Here is a 16,839-nt window from a genome sequence, read left to right on the forward strand (position 1 = left end):
AAACCATCGGTGGTCAACGCACGGATGACGGGGGAGGGGGCCTGTACCCCCTGGTCCGTTCGGTCGGGCGAACGGGCAGGGCTTGTCCTGGTGGGCGAACGCATCGCGGCGGACGATGGCATGGACAGCCGGTTTCTGCGCCCTGGACCACGGCCGGGTCGGCGTGCGGTGCCTGATGGGCCGTGCCGAAGTCCGGCATTACTCGGCTACGTGTGCTTCAGGCCGGGCGATCGGCCGGGCCGGTCTGCGGGTTGGTGAACATCGGATTGCCTGCCACGGTGTCCTGCGCGGCGACTTCGCTCTGCAGGACGTCCCAGTGCTCCACCACCAGACCGTCCTCGAAACGGAAGATGTCGACTCCGAGGAGGGGTTTGTCGGCGCCGCCGGAGTATCGGCCGTGGACCATGACCAGGTCTCCCTCGGCGATGATCGCCCCCGGCTCGTAACGGGTGTCGTCGGGCAGTCCGGCGATGAATCCGCGCAGTCCTGCCTTCGCCGGCGGGATGAACGGGTTGTGCTGGATGTAGTCCGGGTGCACGTACCGGTCCAGTGAAGCGAAGTCCTTGGAACTGAACGCAGCCGTCAGGAATTCGACGACGACGGCCTTGTTCCGCTCGGTCCGGCTCTCATTCATGGCGATCACTCCGTTGGGCTTTTGGCCGATCGGTGCACTTCCACGCTATGACGGGACGGGCAGGTCAGCGATCGTGAGGCCCTCGGAACACAATGACCTTCCGGAAGTCGACGGCGCCGTCCAGCAGATGCGGCGCCTGCACCCTCCCGCGCCGGAGCGGGACTCAGTCCCGGTCTGCGATGCGGCGCAGCATTTCCAGGATCTCGGCGTCGAAGCTCTGCGCGACCGCTGTGGCGGCTTCGTCCTGGTGAACGGCTATGGCGCTGGCGACGGAATCGTAGCTCAGCCGTGTTCCGCCGTCGGTGATCTGCTGCACGAGGATCGACACGGGACAGTACAGGCCGACATCCGGCAATGTCCGGGCCAGTTCCGCGGTCGTCGAAGGCTTGTCGAGAACCAGACGGACCAGACGGCTCACCCCGGGGGCGAGCGCGGTGGCCCGGTCCGGATCGACTTCTCCGCACCGGGCCAGGACCAGCCGGTCGACCTGCCCGCCGGTCGTTTCCCGGGCGTCGATTTCCGCGCGGATGTCCCCGATGACATCCGTGAAGTGCCGTCGCGTATTGATGATGTGCCGCTCAAGGGCGGTGCGAAGGACATATTCAATGGCCAAGGCTCCTGGGCACCTTTCCTCGAAAGGCCGACGGCGCCGGTCATCGGTCCATCCAGACCGTACGACTCGACCTCTCGGGTGTCTTCACCCAAACAGGTGAGGCGGGCCGCACCCGTCCACCCGAGGGCGGCGTGCATCGTCACTCCGGCGGCGTGGGCGTCTCCGGTGAGCGGTACATCGCCTGCACGTCCAGTTCCAGCTGCACCGTCGGACCCACCACCGCGATGCCGCGCGCCAGCATCGACCGCCAGTTGAGGGTGTAGTCCTCCCGGTGCAGCTCGGCCGTGGCGAGCGCGGCGCAGCGCAGTTCCTCGCCGTACCCGCCGTTGACCGTGCCCAGGTAGGTGGTGTCGAGCGAGACCGAACGGCTGACGCCGTGCATCGTCAGGGTGCCGAGGAGCGTCCACTTGCTGCCTCCCCGGTAGGCGAAGCGCGCGCTGGCGAAGTCGATGTACGGGTACCGCTCGACGTCCAGGAAGTCCCCGGAACGGAGATGGTTGTCGCGGGTCGTGTTCCCGGTGTTGATGCTCGACGCGTCGATGCGGACCCGGACCGTCGACTGGCTCATGTCCGGGGCGACGGTGATCGCACCGTCGAAACGCTCGAAACGGCCGTGGACATGGGCCATGCCGACATGCTTGGCGATGAACCGGATCGCGGTGTGCGGCGGATCGAAGACCCAGCCGCCGGTCGGCGGCAACGCCAGCTGCCGGGCCGGCTGCAGCCGGATGCGCGCGGGCGCCGGGCAGCTGTCGGCGACGATCTCGACGGTCTCCCGGTGCGGGTCCAGGCCCTCGGCGACGGTCAGCATGCTGTAGCGCCCGGGCGGCAGGGCCGCCATGAAGAAGCCGAAGGGATCGGTCGTGCCCCGGGCCGTCACCTGGTGGGTGTCCAGCGCGGTGACCGTGACGTCGGCGCCGCCGAGCGGCTGGTCGACGGGGTCCAGGACGGTCCGGGCGACCCCGCCCGCACCGGGCGGGAGGGGCAGGGTGAGTCCCACCGAACGGGCCGGGGCGTCCTTGGACCACCGGCGCCTGAGCAGCCCGAGGGCCATGCTGTTCACCTTTCGTGTCGCGTACGCGGGGGGCGGTACCGTCGTCGTCCGCCCCGGTGGTGACCTGGCTGCCAGGCCCAGTCGCCGGTCACGACATCGGTGTGCACGGGGAACGCTCCGGAGGGGGAAAGGACGGAAACCGACCGTTCAAGATCATGAATCGGTGCGGACGGCCATGGGTGTCTCAATCCGAGACACGCGGTGTACACCGGAGCTCCGTGGGGCACGCCGGTCGTTGCTCCTTCAACTGTTCCCGGTACGGTGAGGGGCGCCATGACCACCGCAGAGCATCCCCCCTCGGCCGGCAGGCAGTCCTCGGCCCGGCCCGCGCTCGGCCAACTGCGCCGGGCCCGCGCCCGCTTCCTCGCCGGGCATCCGCTGCCGGCGGACGTGCCGGACGAGGTCGCGGCCGCCTGGCGGCGCGCCCGTTTCTACGGCGTACGGCACGACTCCGCGGCCCCCTTCGAAGGCCGCGCCCCGCAGTCGCCCGACCCCGCACTGCTCGAAGCGGCCCGGCCGGTCCTTGAGCGACTCGGCCCGGTGCTCGACCACGAGCGCGCCACCCTCCTCCTCACCGATGCCCGGCTCCGTGTGCTGTGGTCCGCCGGGCACGCCCCGCGGGCCACGTTCTGTCCCGACCTCTCCGAGCAGAGCGTCGGCCCCAACAGCGCGGCCCAGGCCCTGCGCACCGGCCACCGCGCCGAGGTGCACGGACCCGAGCACTTCCTGGACATGCGGCAGGAGGTCTCCGCGGTCAGCGTGCCGCTGTGGGCCCCCGGCGACGGCAAGCCGGTCGGCACGGTCACCGTGGCGTCGGCCCTGTGCGGCGGCTGCGCACCGCACCCGCAGGCGGCCCTGGCCGAGGCGACGGCCGCGGTGGTGGAGGCGGAACTGCGGGCGCACACCCGTCCGCCGGAGCGGGCCCTGCTCGACGCCTACCTCGCGGCCTGCGCGGAGCAGGACCGCCCGGTGGTGGCGTTCGCCGGGCACAGCCGGCTGGTGAGCGAGGCCGCGGGCCGGCTGCTGGCGGCCCGGGACATCGAGGACCTGGAACGAGCCGTGCACAGGGCGCTGCGCGGGGACGCGCCCGGCGCCCGGCTCCCCTGCGGCGCCACTCTCCAGGTCGTCCGCCACCTGGGCGAGACAGTCGGCGCCGTCGCCGTCCTGGAACCGGCGTACGGCCGTGCCCCCGCCGCCCCCGCCGGGCGCCCGCCCACCGCGCTGCCCGGGCACTCGGTGCCCTGGCGGCACGCCACCGAGCGCGCCGCCGAACTGGCCGCCGCCCGCGCCCCCTTACTGCTAGTCGGTGAACGCGGTACCGGAAAGACCTCCCTGGCCCGCGAGTTGCTCGGCGGGACCGAGCCGCTCGTCGTCGACGCGGCCGAAGGGGACCTGCACGAGGCCCTGCCCGCCGACCCCCGCGGCAGTCTCGTGCTGCGCCACGCCGAACGCCTGGCACAGCCGGACGTGGCGGCGATCGTCGCCCTCCTCGAAGCCCGGCCCACCGCACCCCTGTTGGTCACCTACACCCCCGGAGCGCCACCCGGCCCCTGCCTCCAGCGGCTCCTCGACACCCTGGCCGCCCGCTCGGTCACCCTGCCCGCGTTGCGCGAACGCCCCGAGGACATCAGGGAGTTGCTCACCGCCGTCGCCCCGGCCACGGAACCCGGGCAGCCCCCGCTCACCTGGACACTCGACGCCCGGCGCGCCCTGGAGCGGTACCCGTGGCCCGGGAACATCACGGAACTCGCCCATGTCGTACGGTCGTTGGCGCAGCGGCGCCGGGCGGTGGGGCCGGTTCGGCGCACCGAACTGCCCGACCCCGTACGCGAGGGACCCGCCGGGCGCCCGCTGAGCCCCATGGAACACGCGGAACGCACCGCGATCCTGGAGGCCCTGCGCCGCCACGGCGGGAACAAGGCCCGCACGGCAGCCGCCCTGGGCATCGGCCGCGCGACGCTCTACCGCAAGCTGCGCACCTACGGCAGCCACGCGTAGCCGGCCGCCCGCGGCGGGGCCACCATGGAGGGACGCAACCGGTCCGGGGCCACCTGCTGGGAGACGCCCGTGACGCACACAACCGACGTTCTGATCGTGGGCGCCGGCCCGGTCGGGCTGAGCGCCGCCGCCGAACTCCGCCGGCACGGTGCGGACTGCCGCCTCGTCGACCCGCGGATCATCATGCTCCGCGAGGCCCAGCTTCTCGTCGGCTACCGGGACGGCCCCCTCGCCACCGCCCCCTACGGCCCCCCGGACGCCCCGCAACCCGGCGACCGCGCCCCGGACTGCGCCGGTCTCACCACACCGCTCGCCACCTATCCGCTGCGGCTGCTCGACATCCTGCGGGGCCGCCCGGACCACGTCGTGCTGCTCTACGCGGCGGACCCCACCGACGTGATCAAGGCCGTCCTCGCCCCCGGCTGGGACGTCCTGGCCATCCGCACGGAAGACGGCACCCACGTGCCCCTCGTCCCCGAATACCTGGACACGGCCGGTGAGTTCGCCCGCCTCTACCGCCCCGACGGCCCCACCGGCTTCGTCGTCCGCCCGGACGGTCACCTCGGCGCCCGCTTCCCCCTGGCGGCCACCGAGACCGCGCTCGCCGACTACCGCGAGGCACTCGGCTGAGGACCGCTCCCGGCACTCCGGACGAGGGCCGGCGGTACGACCGGCGCGCACCGTCCGGCCGGCGGACCGTTCGTGACGCCCGCCGGCCGACCGGGCGCGTCAGCGCTTGGTGTAGATGAAGCCGACCTTGTCGAGCTCGTCACCGGAGCGGCCGTGGAAGCCGGCGATCTGCCAGCCCGACGGCGCGGTGCGGGTCACGCAGTCCGAGGTCGTCGTACCGCCGGCGAGGGTGCGGCCCAGGTTGGTGGTGAACTTGGCGTAGAAGATGCGGGTCGTGTTGTTGTACTTGCTCTCGCACAGGTACGCCGTCGTCACGTACTCGTTGCTGCCCAGCGTCAGCGAGGACGCCGTGCCGCCGGTGCCGCCGTGGGTGAGCGTCGTGCCGTCGGCGAGGGTGACGCCGACCTGGTCGACACGGGAGCCGGAGCGCAGCGAGATGCTGGTGGCGCGGGCGCCGGCGGCCACCTTGTCGATGTCCTGGTAGTAGTCGCCGTGCGGACCGCCGAACTGGTCGCTCAGCTGGAAGTCGGCGTTCTCGGACCAGGAGAACCCGACCGTGATCGGGTCGTGGTCGGAGAGCATCAGCCCGTCGGACGTCAGGAACTTGGCGTGCTCGTTGTTGTACGAGGTCGCGTTGAGGTTCACCAGCTTGCTGCTGCGGTAGAGGACCTTGTCCACGACCTCGCAGGTGTTGGGCACGGTCGCCCCGGACTGGTCGCAGACCAGCGCGTCGCTGCCCTTGGCCGGCGCGCTGCCGCCGCGGATCAGCTGCACCCAGGCGTCGGTGAGCCCGTTGTTCGAGGCGAACTCGGCGATGGTGTCGGCGGTGCGGGTGTAGCGGGTGTTGGTGTCACCCATCACCACCACGGCGTTGCCGGCCGAGTGGGTGCCGATGAAGGCGGTCAGCTGGCTGAGGTTGTCGGCCCGGGAGGCCTCGTCGCCGTCGTTCGTGCCCGCGTTGGTGTGCAGGTTGTAGAAGTCGACGTAGACGCCCTCGGCGAGCCGCTCGCGCATGAAGGTGAAGCCCTTCGGCGTGAGGCAGTCGCCCGAGTCGATCTGGCAGGAGTTCCAGCCGACGCGCTCGAAGTCGTCCCCGTCCCAGGCGTAGTCGGAGACGGTGTTGAGACCGCTGCCGATGCCCGCGCCGCCGCTGGTCGCGGTGCGGTAGGGGTGGGTGTCGGTGGCGTACAGGTACGCGTGGTAGTTGAAGTCCTCCTGGACGTTGACGATGTCGTACGGCGCGATGCGCGTGCCGATCGCCGTGGTGCTGGTGTCGCGCGGGGTGGGCGCGCTCGACAGGCCTTCCGGAAGCCCGGCGACGTTGTACGTGAGCACGCTGAACGTGCCCGAGCCGGCCGCCGCGGCCGGGGTGGCCGTCGCCGTGAGCCCGCCGAGAGCGGCGACGGCGGCCGCCAGACAGGCAACGAGTCTGCGCATGGGGGTGTCTCCTACGGGGAGGTGTGCGCTGAGAGTTGTGGGCATGCCAATGAGGCACGCCAAAACGTAGCGGCAAACGCTTTCTTCGGACCCCCTCTTGTTACTAACCAGTTTGGAAATTCCGCGTGACGCCCAGAAGATCGACTTCTGCCCGCAGGGCCGATCGGGTGCTGACTGTTACTCACTTTCGGGTGATCCGGGTGCTGTTCGCCCAGTACTCCGATGGTGGCCGAGGCCGTTGCCTGTGGGGCGGAAAGGGGCGAAGGGGCGTCAAATCCATTCATTCAACTCGTAAATGGACGTTACATGCGAGAGTCATAGGAAAGCGAAGGATCCGTAATAGGCGCCGTGTGTGTCCCGAAGGCCGCACGGCCGGGCTGCAAGGTGTGGATGCGCGGCCACCCCGGCCGCCATCCAGCCCCACACACCCCAATCGCCCTGCGGCTTCGCGTCGCACGCGGCCGGAGTGTGCTCGAACCCCGTGAAGGGGGACCACGTGTCCGTTTCCGTTTCCGCGACCGCCCGTCGTCTCGGCTCAGCCGCCGCCGTGGCGGCAGCCCTGGTGGGCGTCACGGCCCTGCCGGCCGCGGCGGCCGCTTCGCATCCCGCTCTGTCGCACCGCGATACGGTCGTCATCAGTGCCGTACAGCACGACGTACAGGGCCGGGCGGTCTACTCCGGCCGTGCCCTGAACCGGGAGTGGGTGGACGTCACCAACAACTCCCGCCGGGACGTGAACCTCAGCGGCTGGACGCTGTCGGACGCCGACGGTCACAGCTACACCTTCCGCCATTACCGGCTGGCGGGCGACGCGACGGTCCGCGTCCACACCGGGGAGGGCCGGGACACCCTGACGGACCTGTACCAGGATCGCCGCTCCTCCGTGTGGAACCACGACGCCGACACCGCCACCCTGCGCAACGAGCGCGGGCGCTACGTCGACTCCGCCTCCTGGGGCCTGCACCACCGTCGTGACATGGACGACCGGCACAACTTCGGTCACCGTGACGCGGACGACCGGCACAACTTCGGTCACCGTGACGCCGATGACCGGCACAACTTCGGTCACCGTGACGCGGACGACCGGCACGACTTCGGTCACCGGCACTGACATGTGGGACATCCGCCGCCAGGCCCCTTCGAGGGGCCCGGCGGCGGCCCCTGTCAGCCCTGGACGACCGGCCCGCTCACCGTGGACGTGAAGACGACCTCGCCGTCCTGCACGCCGATGACGTCGACCGTCGCCGTGCCGTCGCCCCTGGCCGTCACCCCCGTGATGTCGAGCCAGCAGGGACTGTCGAGTTCGACGTACCGGTTGAACGACGTGGACGTGCTCGCCGGGATCAGCGCGCGAGGTGCCAGCCGGGCGCAGGCGGCCTGGCGGGCGCCCTCCATGAGGACCATGCCGGGCAGGTGGTCGCCGCCGTGGTCGAACAGGATCGGGTGGTCCAGGTCCGGGGTGAGCAGCCAGCGGTCCGGCGCGTCCGTGGCCGTCAGCACCACGTCGGCGGGGGAGGTGCGGCCCACGGCCGCCGGTGGCATCGGGCCGGCCGCGACGACGGGGGCGGCCGAAGCCGCCTGCCTCTCGGGCCGGTTGGCGCGCAGCCGGGCGTAGACGGGCGGCGTGACGATGGAGTACCGCCCTTCTCCGTGGGCCACGGGCAGGCCGTCCCGGCGCAGGACGAACCCGATGCCCATCCGGCGCGCCGAAGCCCGGCCGCGCGGTGCGGAGTCCGGACAGGTCACGTCGAGTTCGAAGTCGGTGGGCCGGGAGGCGATCCGCAGCCGCTCCAGATCGGTGTGGCAACTGAGCGACCACAGCACGAAGTGATGGCCGAGCGGGACGCCGTGTTCCGCGTGCGTCACGAACATGCCGGCCTGCCGAAACGTCTCTGCGGCCTGGAGCGGGTCATGGCTCGAACCGTCGGCACTGTTGAAGAACGTGTGGGCGCGGGGCCACTGTCCGGTGAGGGAGAACCGCAGTCCGTCGTCCTGGGCGGTACAGCCGCTGAGGAACACCTCGGCGAGCGAGGCGCGGTGGACGTACTCCTTGGGGACCGTGGTGGTCAGCCGAGGCAGTACGGGCAGACCGACTCCGATCTCGCCGGCGGACAGACTCATCGACAACCCCCCGTCGGATAGCTCTTCGTTGGCTTGAAGCTCTGTTCGACGCCTATAAGATACGGACCTACCGGTTTTCTCGGGCCGGCCACCAGGTAAAGGATTCACCAAGCGTGGTTCGACTCGATCCATGCATGACTCCGCTCGGTAGTGGTTTGGCCAAGTATTTTTGCGCTCAACCACGCAGAAGGCACGGCGAAAAACGGACTAAGTGGCAGATGTCGACGGCTTGTTGTCGACGGGCCAGGGTCCGGACCGCCCATGCGAAAACCTGTCTGACGGTCTCTTTTGGCCAAATCCCCCTGGCCTCGGCCCGCCTGACGCGGTGCCCGAAACGCATTCCGCCTCGACAGCCCCTGCATGATTGTCGAACGGCCTGCGAGAGGGAGACCCCCGATGGAACCACTGCGCACCCTGCGCCTCGCCGCCGTCAACATCGACGGCGTCCTGCTCAACGACAGCTTCAGTCCCGTTCTGTACCGGCTCGTCCGTAAGTACGGCGGTTCGTACACCCGGGAGCTGGAACAGCGGCTCTTCTCGCAGTCCCGGCTCGCGGCCGCGAAGGTGCTGCTGGAGGAGACCGGCGCCGGGGTGAGCGAGCAGGAGGCCATCGCCGACTACTTCGCCGAGCGCGAGCGCTACCTGCGCGACCACCCCGTCCGCATCCTCGACGGCGCCGAGGAACTCCTGCACCGGCTGCGCGCCCTCGGCCTGGACGTCATCTGCTACGGCGGCCTCGACGAGGACCACTTCCGCCGCCATCTCGGCGCCTGGGAGCACCTGTTCACCGCGCCGCACTACATCTGCACCAACGACTTCCGCCCCGGCATCCGGGAGATCGTCCGGGACCGCTTCGGCCTCGACCACCACCAGGTCCTCTTCATCGACGACGTCGCCCGCTTCGCCGGCCACGCCAGGGAGCTGGACGTGCCCTTCGTGGGCCACCCCAGCACCTTCGAGCACGGCTTCCAGCGCGAGCTGATGCGCGAACTCGGCGTCCGGCACCTGGTCGGCGGCCTCGCCGAGATCGACGAGGAGCGACTGCGCACCCTCGACCGCGAGGCCGGGCTCGGCACCGTCTGGCAGGACGCCGACTCCCTCTCCGGCACGCGTGAGGTGACCGGATGACCGCCGGGGACGGAGCCGCGCTGGCGGGCCGGGTCGTTCTCATCACCGGCGCCAGCAGCGGCATCGGGGCCGCCGCTGCCCGGGTGTTCGCCCGGCAGGGGGCCACCGTCGTCCTCGCCGCCCGCCGCGAGGACAAGCTGCGCGAGCTCGCCGGCGAACTGCGCGCCCGGGGTGTCGATGCGAGCCACCGCACCCTGGACGTGCGTGACGGCGAGGAGGTCCGGCGGACCGTCGAGTTCACCGTCGAGCGGTACGGGCGCCTGGACGCCGCCTTCAACAACGCCGGCGTCGCGCTGCCGAAGACGCCGATGCACCTCATCGCCGACGCCGACTACGAGCGGGTCACCGAGACCAACGTGCGGGGCGTCTGGAACTGCCTGCGGCACGAGATCACCGCCATGCTGGAGACCGGCGGGGGCTCGATCGTCAACACCAGCAGCGTGGGCGGCCTGGTCGCCTCCTCGACGGCCGCCCCCTACATCGCCTCCAAGCACGCGGTGATCGGACTGACCAAGGCCGCCGCCGTCGAGTACGCCCCGCACCACATCCGCGTGAACGCCATCGCCCCGGGCCTGACCCGCTCCGAAATGGTCGACGACTGGTTCGCCAGGTCGCCCGAGAACGAGGCGCGCGCCTACCGTTCCGCCCCGCAGGCCCGCGCCGCCGATCCGGAGGAGGTCGCGGAGGCCGCCGCCTGGCTGTGCGGTGACAAGGCGAGCTTCGTCACGGGTGCCACACTTACCGTGGACGGCGGGCGTACCGCCTGGTGAACTGCCCGGCAGGTCCCGCGCCGACGCTCCGGCTCCGGCGCGGGACCTGCACGGAACCGAAGCGGAATCAGGTCGGGGCCGACCGGGAATCGATACTGTGCGGCCGAAATACCGACCCCCGATTGGGGTAAGGTACGTCACGTCCGGTTTTGTTTTGACCGAGGAGAGGTCCCCATGGCGCGTCAGGAGCGTGCGATTCGGACCCGACGCGCTGTTGTCGAGGCCGCCGCCGCGGTCTTCGCGGAGCGCGGATACACGGCGGCGACGATCTCCGAGATCCTCGAGCGGGCCGGAGTCACCAAGGGTGCACTGTACTTCCACTTCGACTCCAAGGAAGCCCTCGCGCGGGGTGTGATCAACGCCCAGATCAGCGACGACTACTGGGTGCCGCGCGAGCTGAAGCTCCAGGAGTGGGTGGACATCGGCATGACGCTGGCCCACCGGATCCCCAAGGAGGTCATCCTCCTCGCCGGCATACGGCTGTCCGCCGACCTTCAGGGGCGCTCCCTGTTCGGCAGCGCCTGGCCCGCCTGGACCCAACTGGTGACGGACAAGCTCGTGGAGGCCAAGGAGCGCGGCGAGGTGCTGCCGCACGTCACGCCGCGCGAGACCGCCGAGTGCTTCCTCGGGGCCTGGATCGGGACCCAGTTCATGTCCGAGGTGGTCTCCGACTGGACCGACCTCAACGACCGCATCTCCGTCCTCTACAAACATGTACTGCCGGCCATAGCCACTCCCGCGGCCCTGATCCGGCTGGACACCGCGCCCGACCGGGGCGCCCGGGTCGTCGAGGAAGTCGAGCGTCACCGGCAGGAATCGCCCGTACCCACCGAGGCCTGACCAGCCTCGAACCAAACCGCCTTCCTGGTTTGTTACGCGCCGCCGGCCGGGCCCGAGCGCCGACAAACCTACCAATCATGCTGTTTGCTAAGGTTCTCGAATCGGAATGTTGCAGGCCCAGGGGGGAATCGGACCACCCAATTCCGGATTCGCCCGGATCAACAGGGGGACGCGATGGTCAAGCAGCTCCGGGCGGCCCGAACCCGCCAGGCCCTCGTTCTTGCCGCCGCAGAGATCTTCGCCGCCGACGGGTACGCGCTGTCCTCGTTGCCCGCGATCAGCCGGCGAGCCGGAGTGAGCGCCGGAGCGCTGCATTTCCACTTTCCCAACAAGGACGCCCTCGCGATCGAGGTGGAGAGCACGGCCCGGCGGTCCGTCGAGCAACTGGTCGCCGACCGGCGGCCGTCGGCCGCCTCCGCACTGCACCTGCTGGTCACGGTCACCCGGGAAGTCCTGGGTGCGGTAGCCGCCGACGTCGTCGTCCGCGCCGGCTTCAAACTGAGCGTCGATCCCTCCCGCAAGAACGCCATGGGGTTCGGCTGCTGGTGGCGTGCCTGGGTGTGCGAAGAACTGCTGCGCGCGCAGCGTGCGGGAGAGCTGGCCGAAGGGGTGTCACCGGACCGGGTGGCCGCGGTGATAGTCGCCGCGACGGTCGGCTTCGAAGTGCTCGGCGCGGAGGACCGCGACCGGATCTCACCCCGCCACGTCGAGCAGTTCTGGTCCCTGGTACTGCCCCAACTCGCCGCGCGCGGCGACCAGTTCGCAGGCGCTGCGCTCTCCGACTCCTGCTCCGATCCCTGGTCACGGGTCAAGAGCGCGCCAACCGGCCGGAGTTCGGTTTGACAAACCGCCCGTGCCGTTTTTGACTCGGGGGCCCAGGAATCGCCCCGCACCACCCACGGTGGCGGACGAGCAGAGGGACGGCATGGACATCGGCATACTCGGCGCTCTCGACGTGCGTGAGAACGGCGTCCCCATCATCCCGACCGCACCCAAGCCGCGTCAGGTGCTCGCCGTGCTCGCGCTGCACGCCGACCGGGCGGTGACCGTCGGGACGCTGACCGAGGAACTCTGGGGGCGACAGCCGCCGCGCAGCGCACGCCCCACCCTGCAGACGTACATCATGCACCTGCGCGACCTCATCGCCCCGGCGCTGGCAGCGGCCGGTGACGGCGCGGGCGCGCGCACCGCCAAGACGGTCCTGCGTACCGTACCCGGCGGCTACCTGCTCGACAGCGGTGAAGGCGCCAGGGACGTCCGGGAGTTCGAACGGATCGCCGGCACCGGATACCGGACGAGGGAGGCCGGGGACCAGCGCGAGGCCGCCCGGCTGCTGCGCGCCGCGCTCGACCTGTGGCGGGGCCCGGCCCTGGCCGACATCTCCGCGGGGGAGTACCTGCACGCCCGGATCCGGGGACTGGAGGAGAGCCGGCTGTGTGCGCTGGACCAGCGCATCGAGGCCGACCTCCGGCTCGGCCGGCACCGCGAGCTGATCCCCGAACTCACCGTACTGACCGCCCGCCACCCCACCCACGAGAGCCTGTGCGGCCAGCTCATGCTCGCCCTGCACCACTCGGGCCGCCGGAGCGACGCCCTCGACGCCTACCAGCGACTGCGCACCACCCTGGTGCGCGACCAGGGACTGGAGCCCTCGGCCGCGCTGGGCAGGATTCGGCAGTCGGTGCTGGCGGCTCCCGCTGAGGACACCCAGGCGCCCGGTACGGCGGACCCGCTCGCCCGCATCGGCTGACGGGCCCGCCCGAACCGGCCGAGGACCTCCTCAGCCGGCCGCGGCGTGCCGGGCGATGCGGACGGCGGCGAACTCCGTGCCCGCCACGAACCGCATCATCGGCCCGAACATCGGCGCCGCGAGCGAACCGGTGAAGTACAGGCCGGGCACCGACGACTCGAACGTCCCACGCAGCGCAGGGGCGTTCGAGCCCGGCACGCACGCCACGGCGCGCCGCACCGTGGGAGACAGGAACGGCAGGGCGTCCAGGTCCAGCCGGTAACCGGTGGCCGCGAGCACATGGTCGACGGCGACGGACTCGCGCTCGCCCCCGGGACCGGCGACATCCAGGCGCACCTCCGGCCCGCGGACCACGGCCGCCGTGATCCGGCGCTCGGTGTGCACCGGTACGACACCCTCCACCCGGTCCCGCAGCCACCACCCGCCCGACGGCCCGAGCGCCCGCCGGAACAGCAGCAGCCGGGCCGGCGCGGGCAGCCACCGCACACCACCGGGCGACGCGCAGACCGCGGCCAGGATCCAGCCCGTGCCGAGCGGCGAGGCCGGCTTGGCCACCCGCTGCGTCCAGGGCCGGGCCAGGTCGGGCGTCATGCCCCACAGCACCGTCCGCTCGCGCACCAGGACCTGCGTCTCGGCGCCCGCCTCGTGCAGCAGCGCGGCGCTCTCCAGCGCGGACTGGCCACCGCCGACGACGGCCACCCGCCGGCCCGCGTACACGGACAGATCCGTGTGGTGGCTGGTGTGCGACACGAACGCCCGCGGGCCCGGCCCCTCGGGGGCGAGCTGCCGCAACTCGTCCGGGACATGGGCGAGACCGTTCAGGCCGGTCGCCACCACGACGGCCGAGGCCGCCATCTCCTTCCCGTCGTCCAGCCGGACGACGAAGCCGGGGCCGTCCGCCGGCCGCTCGACCGCCGTCACCCGGGCCGGCTCGACCTCACCGACGTACCGCTTCTGGAACCACTGCCCGTACCGCACGAAGACATCGCACGGGATCGGTGTCAGCTCGGTCAGTTCCGGCTCGCTCTGCGCGCGCCGGAAGTCCGCCAGCCGGCCGCCGGGCTCCGGCGCCGACAGGTCGGTCGCGTCCGGCGTCGATTTCAGGTACATCCCGGTGGCCATGGCGTGCCGCCAGCTGCCCATCACGTCACCGAAGACGCGGACCGGTGCCCCCGCCGCCCGCAGGTGGGCGGCCACCGACAGTCCGTACGGCCCGGCACCGATCACGACGACGGGTGGCCGCCCGTGTCCGGTGAACGTCTGCTCCTGGGCAGGGCGCTGCCCCGGAAGCGACTGCGTCATGCATTCCTCCGCTTGTCTGCTCGCCGCCTTCCCCAAAGCGGCGCGACACTGCGGGATGGCACGTCCGGCGTGAAACGGACGTGCTCGTCCCCCCTCCGCGGGTGAGTCTCTCCCACGGGCAGGTGCCGGGAAACGATATCGACGCACGTTGGCCAAAACTTGGTCGAACCATACGACAAGTGACGTCGACCATGTCATTGACGTGCGGCGGACGGCCGCCGGCGATCACGGAACCGACAGGACCGGTCGGCACCGGCCGGCGGGCCGCCCCGGTAGGATCCTTCCGTGAACACCTACTGGCACGTCGTTCTGCCGCCGCTCTGCGCCTGACCGGGCGCACCCGCTGACGGCTCGAACCCACGCTCCCGGCCCTGCCTCCGAGGCGGCCCGGGGCTCACGTCGTGCGCCCGCATCGAAACCAGTCCGCAGACGGTATTCGACGACGGAAGTTCACGACTGTGCCGAACGACACCTCATCCCACTCTTCCCGCGCGCTCGGCGGCGCCGCCTCCGCGCGCCCGCGTCCCCGCCACGCAGGCCCGTTCGCCGGGCCGCTCCCGATCCTCACGGCCGCCGTGCTGTGGGGCACCACCGGGACCGCGAGCTCTCTTGCCCCCGACGGAGTGCCGGCCGCGGCCATCGGCGCCGCCGGCCTGGTCCTCGGCGGTCTGCTGCTGTTCCTGACCGCACCCGGCAGCCGCTCCCTGCCAGGGGCCTGCACCGGTGGCGAGCGCCGGCTGCTCGCCCTCGGCACCCTCGCGGTGGCCGGGTACCCGCTCGCCTTCTATCCCGCCGTGGCCCGCACGGGCGTGGCGGTGGCCACCGTGATCGCGCTCGGCGGCGCCCCCGTCTTCGCCGGCCTCCTCGCCTGGTTCACCCGCCGGTCCCGCCCCTCGGCCCGCTGGGCCACCGCGACCGCGGCGGCCGTCCTCGGCTGCACGGTGCTCGTCCTCGGGCCGGGGCTGGCCGGTGACGGCGCCCCCGTGGACGTCCTCGGCGTGGTGTCGGCCGGCCTCGCGGGGCTGTCGTACGCCGTGTACGCCCTGGTCGGCGGACGGCTCATCGCCCACGGACATTCCTCCGGCGCCGTGCTGGGCGTGATGTTCGGGGGAGCGGCGCTGCTCGTGCTGCCGGTGGTGCTGTGGGGTGCCGGCGGCGGGCTGCTGACGGTGCGGGGCGCGCTGGTCGTCCTGTACCTCGGGGTGGTCACCACCTTCCTCTGCTACCGCCTGTTCGGGCACGGCCTGCGCCGCACCGCCCCCCAGACCGCGACGACCCTGACTTTGGCCGAGCCGGCCGTGGCCGCGGTCCTGGGAGTCGCGGTCCTGGGCGAGCGCCTGCCGGACGTCTCCTGGTGCGGACTGGCGGTGCTGGCGCTCGGCATCGTGTTCCTCGCCGTCCCCGTCGGTAGCCGCGCGCGGGGCACCCGACTCGAATGACAGCCAAGTAACCGACCGGATGGTCTGTTTACGGCGGCCTCCGCGGGCGAGATTCCGCCTGTTTCGGTGGCCGAACCGAGTGACCCGATCAGCTCCGGACCACCCTATCGGTCGCCGAAACAGTGGCGCTGCGCTGGCACTTCGGCGATCGGCAGGGGTGAGCGGAGTGCCGCCACCGTTCTCCGGCGGTCCGTTGGAAGCGGCCCGACCGCTGGTCTATTGACAGACCGTCCAAGCTGTTTTCTACTGGCGGAGTGTCAGATGAGAGGACCAGGGAGACGCGTGTGGACATCGGGCTGCTGGGCGCACTGAACGTGCGGGAGAACGGGGCCTCCATCGCCCCGACCGCACCGAAGCCCCGCCAGGTGCTGGCCCTGCTGGCCCTGCGCGCCGACCAGGTGGTGCCCGTCCCGACCCTGATCGAGGAACTCTGGGCGGGCACTCCACCGCGCAGTGCCCGCACCACCCTGCAGACCTACGTGCTCCAGCTCAGGGAGCTCATCGCGACGGCGCTGCGCCGGGGTGCGGATCCCGAGGACGCGGCCGCCCGGTCCGCCAAGGACGTGCTGGTGACCCTGCCGGGCGGCTATCTGCTCGCCGCCGGAGGCGGCGGCAGCGACATCCGGGAGTTCGACCGGCTGCGCGAACAGGGCGGCCGTGCCATGGACGACGGGAACTTCGCCGGCGCCTCCAGCACCCTGCGCCAGGCGCTCGACCTGTGGACCGGCACGCCCTTCGCCGACGTGCCCACCGGGGTCCACCTTGGCATGGAGGCGCGGCGGCTGGAGGAGAGCCGGCTGTGCGCGCTGGACCAGCGCATCGAGGCCGACCTCCGGCTCGGCAGGCACCGCGAACTGCTCGCCGAACTCACCGTCCTGACCAGCCGCTACCGCTCCCACGAGAACCTGCACGCGCAGTTCATGCTCGCCCTCTACCGCTCGGGCCGGCGCGGCGAGGCCCTCCTCGTCTACCAGCGGCTGCGCACCCTCCTCGTCAGGGACCTGGGACTGGAGCCGTCGGCACGCCTGCGCCGCCTCCAGCAGTCGATCCTCAGGGCCACCGCCGAGAACCCCGGCACACAGCCGCACCACGACGAACTGGCACGCGTGCCCTGAACGGATCG

16 protein-coding genes are annotated in these 16,839 nt (G+C 71.5%); 10 read left to right on the top strand and 6 right to left on the bottom strand.

All coding sequences use genetic code 11. The features are described from left to right. Positions 1 to 217: 217 nt before the first annotated feature. The 3 genes from KVT45_RS17660 to KVT45_RS17670 form a co-directional block, all read right to left on the bottom strand. The gene (locus KVT45_RS17660) at positions 218 to 634 is read right to left on the bottom strand and encodes a nuclear transport factor 2 family protein (protein WP_217548505.1); all 417 of its coding nucleotides are present in this window, start codon (positions 632 to 634) and stop codon (positions 218 to 220) included. Between the two features lie 163 nt (positions 635 to 797). Then, complete coding sequence (locus tag KVT45_RS17665; protein WP_217548506.1) at positions 798 to 1,247, bottom strand: DUF302 domain-containing protein; 450 nt, start codon at positions 1,245 to 1,247, stop codon at positions 798 to 800. 139 nt (positions 1,248 to 1,386) lie between these two features. Next, the gene (locus tag KVT45_RS17670) at positions 1,387 to 2,301 is read right to left on the bottom strand and encodes a YceI family protein (protein WP_217548508.1); all 915 of its coding nucleotides are present in this window, start codon (positions 2,299 to 2,301) and stop codon (positions 1,387 to 1,389) included. A gap of 273 nt (positions 2,302 to 2,574) precedes the next feature. On the opposite strand from KVT45_RS17670, the gene KVT45_RS17675 reads away from it, so the two are divergent. Continuing rightward, on the top strand, positions 2,575 to 4,299 hold the full coding sequence (locus KVT45_RS17675) for a helix-turn-helix domain-containing protein (RefSeq protein WP_217548510.1): 1,725 nt from the start codon (positions 2,575 to 2,577) through the stop codon (positions 4,297 to 4,299). Between the two features lie 69 nt (positions 4,300 to 4,368). Further along, positions 4,369 to 4,929, top strand: a complete 561-nt coding sequence (locus KVT45_RS17680; RefSeq protein ID WP_308310763.1) for an FAD-dependent monooxygenase — start codon at positions 4,369 to 4,371, stop codon at positions 4,927 to 4,929. 99 nt (positions 4,930 to 5,028) lie between these two features. On the opposite strand, the gene KVT45_RS17685 is transcribed toward KVT45_RS17680, so the two are convergent. Continuing rightward, a complete protein-coding gene (locus tag KVT45_RS17685; RefSeq protein ID WP_217548514.1) occupies positions 5,029 to 6,366 on the bottom strand; it encodes a jacalin-like lectin in 1,338 nt (445 codons plus the stop codon). A gap of 496 nt (positions 6,367 to 6,862) precedes the next feature. Here KVT45_RS17685 and KVT45_RS17690 point away from each other — a divergent pair, with 496 nt between their 5' ends. Continuing rightward, positions 6,863 to 7,477: a lamin tail domain-containing protein gene (locus KVT45_RS17690; RefSeq protein WP_217548515.1), complete on the top strand. Its 615-nt coding sequence runs from the start codon at positions 6,863 to 6,865 to the stop codon at positions 7,475 to 7,477. Between the two features lie 53 nt (positions 7,478 to 7,530). On the opposite strand, the gene KVT45_RS17695 is transcribed toward KVT45_RS17690, so the two are convergent. Further along, positions 7,531 to 8,487: a ScbA/BarX family gamma-butyrolactone biosynthesis protein gene (locus KVT45_RS17695; RefSeq protein WP_217548517.1), complete on the bottom strand. Its 957-nt coding sequence runs from the start codon at positions 8,485 to 8,487 to the stop codon at positions 7,531 to 7,533. A 396-nt stretch (positions 8,488 to 8,883) separates the two neighbouring features. Between KVT45_RS17695 and KVT45_RS17700 the strand changes: the two genes are divergently transcribed. From KVT45_RS17700 to KVT45_RS17720, 5 genes are all read left to right on the top strand, one after another. After that, the gene (locus KVT45_RS17700) at positions 8,884 to 9,615 is read left to right on the top strand and encodes an HAD family phosphatase (RefSeq protein ID WP_217548519.1); all 732 of its coding nucleotides are present in this window, start codon (positions 8,884 to 8,886) and stop codon (positions 9,613 to 9,615) included. After that, positions 9,612 to 10,385 (top strand): SDR family NAD(P)-dependent oxidoreductase, encoded by a 774-nt coding sequence (locus KVT45_RS17705; RefSeq protein ID WP_217548521.1) that lies wholly within the window; start codon positions 9,612 to 9,614, stop codon positions 10,383 to 10,385. The genes KVT45_RS17700 and KVT45_RS17705 overlap by 4 nt, the downstream gene beginning before the upstream one ends. A 174-nt stretch (positions 10,386 to 10,559) precedes the next feature. After that, the gene (locus tag KVT45_RS17710; protein WP_217548523.1) at positions 10,560 to 11,225 is read left to right on the top strand and encodes a ScbR family autoregulator-binding transcription factor; all 666 of its coding nucleotides are present in this window, start codon (positions 10,560 to 10,562) and stop codon (positions 11,223 to 11,225) included. Between the two features lie 174 nt (positions 11,226 to 11,399). After that, positions 11,400 to 12,068 (top strand): ScbR family autoregulator-binding transcription factor, encoded by a 669-nt coding sequence (locus tag KVT45_RS17715; RefSeq protein ID WP_217548524.1) that lies wholly within the window; start codon positions 11,400 to 11,402, stop codon positions 12,066 to 12,068. Positions 12,069 to 12,150: 82 nt separating this feature from the next. Further along, positions 12,151 to 12,975, top strand: a complete 825-nt coding sequence (locus tag KVT45_RS17720; RefSeq protein WP_217548526.1) for an AfsR/SARP family transcriptional regulator — start codon at positions 12,151 to 12,153, stop codon at positions 12,973 to 12,975. Between the two features lie 30 nt (positions 12,976 to 13,005). On the opposite strand, the gene KVT45_RS17725 is transcribed toward KVT45_RS17720, so the two are convergent. Next, entirely contained in the window at positions 13,006 to 14,277 is a 1,272-nt protein-coding gene (locus KVT45_RS17725; protein ID WP_217548528.1) for an FAD-dependent oxidoreductase, read from the bottom strand. A gap of 458 nt (positions 14,278 to 14,735) precedes the next feature. Here KVT45_RS17725 and KVT45_RS17730 point away from each other — a divergent pair, with 458 nt between their 5' ends. Together KVT45_RS17730 and KVT45_RS17735 are read left to right on the top strand one after the other, a co-directional pair. Then, positions 14,736 to 15,716 carry a DMT family transporter gene (locus tag KVT45_RS17730; protein ID WP_217548530.1) on the top strand — a complete coding sequence of 327 codons (981 nt, stop codon included), beginning with the start codon at positions 14,736 to 14,738 and terminating at the stop codon, positions 15,714 to 15,716. Between the two features lie 284 nt (positions 15,717 to 16,000). Beyond that, on the top strand, positions 16,001 to 16,831 hold the full coding sequence (locus KVT45_RS17735; RefSeq protein WP_217548531.1) for an AfsR/SARP family transcriptional regulator: 831 nt from the start codon (positions 16,001 to 16,003) through the stop codon (positions 16,829 to 16,831). Positions 16,832 to 16,839 lie beyond the last annotated feature (8 nt).

The organism is Streptomyces sp. GbtcB6 (assembly GCF_019091475.1).
In the GTDB taxonomy this organism is placed as follows: Bacteria; Actinomycetota; Actinomycetes; order Streptomycetales; family Streptomycetaceae; genus Streptomyces; species Streptomyces hyaluromycini.

Coding starts and splice junctions, on each gene's coding strand:
- KVT45_RS17660 (WP_217548505.1), bottom strand. CDS start 634: ATGAATGAGAGCCGGACCGAGCGGAACAAGGCCGTCGTCGTCGAATTC.
- KVT45_RS17670 (WP_217548508.1), bottom strand. CDS start 2,301: ATGGCCCTCGGGCTGCTCAGGCGCCGGTGGTCCAAGGACGCCCCGGCC.
- KVT45_RS17675 (WP_217548510.1), top strand. CDS start 2,575: ATGACCACCGCAGAGCATCCCCCCTCGGCCGGCAGGCAGTCCTCGGCC.
- KVT45_RS17685 (WP_217548514.1), bottom strand. CDS start 6,366: ATGCGCAGACTCGTTGCCTGTCTGGCGGCCGCCGTCGCCGCTCTCGGC.
- KVT45_RS17695 (WP_217548517.1), bottom strand. CDS start 8,487: ATGAGTCTGTCCGCCGGCGAGATCGGAGTCGGTCTGCCCGTACTGCCT.
- KVT45_RS17700 (WP_217548519.1), top strand. CDS start 8,884: ATGGAACCACTGCGCACCCTGCGCCTCGCCGCCGTCAACATCGACGGC.
- KVT45_RS17705 (WP_217548521.1), top strand. CDS start 9,612: ATGACCGCCGGGGACGGAGCCGCGCTGGCGGGCCGGGTCGTTCTCATC.
- KVT45_RS17710 (WP_217548523.1), top strand. CDS start 10,560: ATGGCGCGTCAGGAGCGTGCGATTCGGACCCGACGCGCTGTTGTCGAG.
- KVT45_RS17715 (WP_217548524.1), top strand. CDS start 11,400: ATGGTCAAGCAGCTCCGGGCGGCCCGAACCCGCCAGGCCCTCGTTCTT.
- KVT45_RS17720 (WP_217548526.1), top strand. CDS start 12,151: ATGGACATCGGCATACTCGGCGCTCTCGACGTGCGTGAGAACGGCGTC.
- KVT45_RS17725 (WP_217548528.1), bottom strand. CDS start 14,277: ATGACGCAGTCGCTTCCGGGGCAGCGCCCTGCCCAGGAGCAGACGTTC.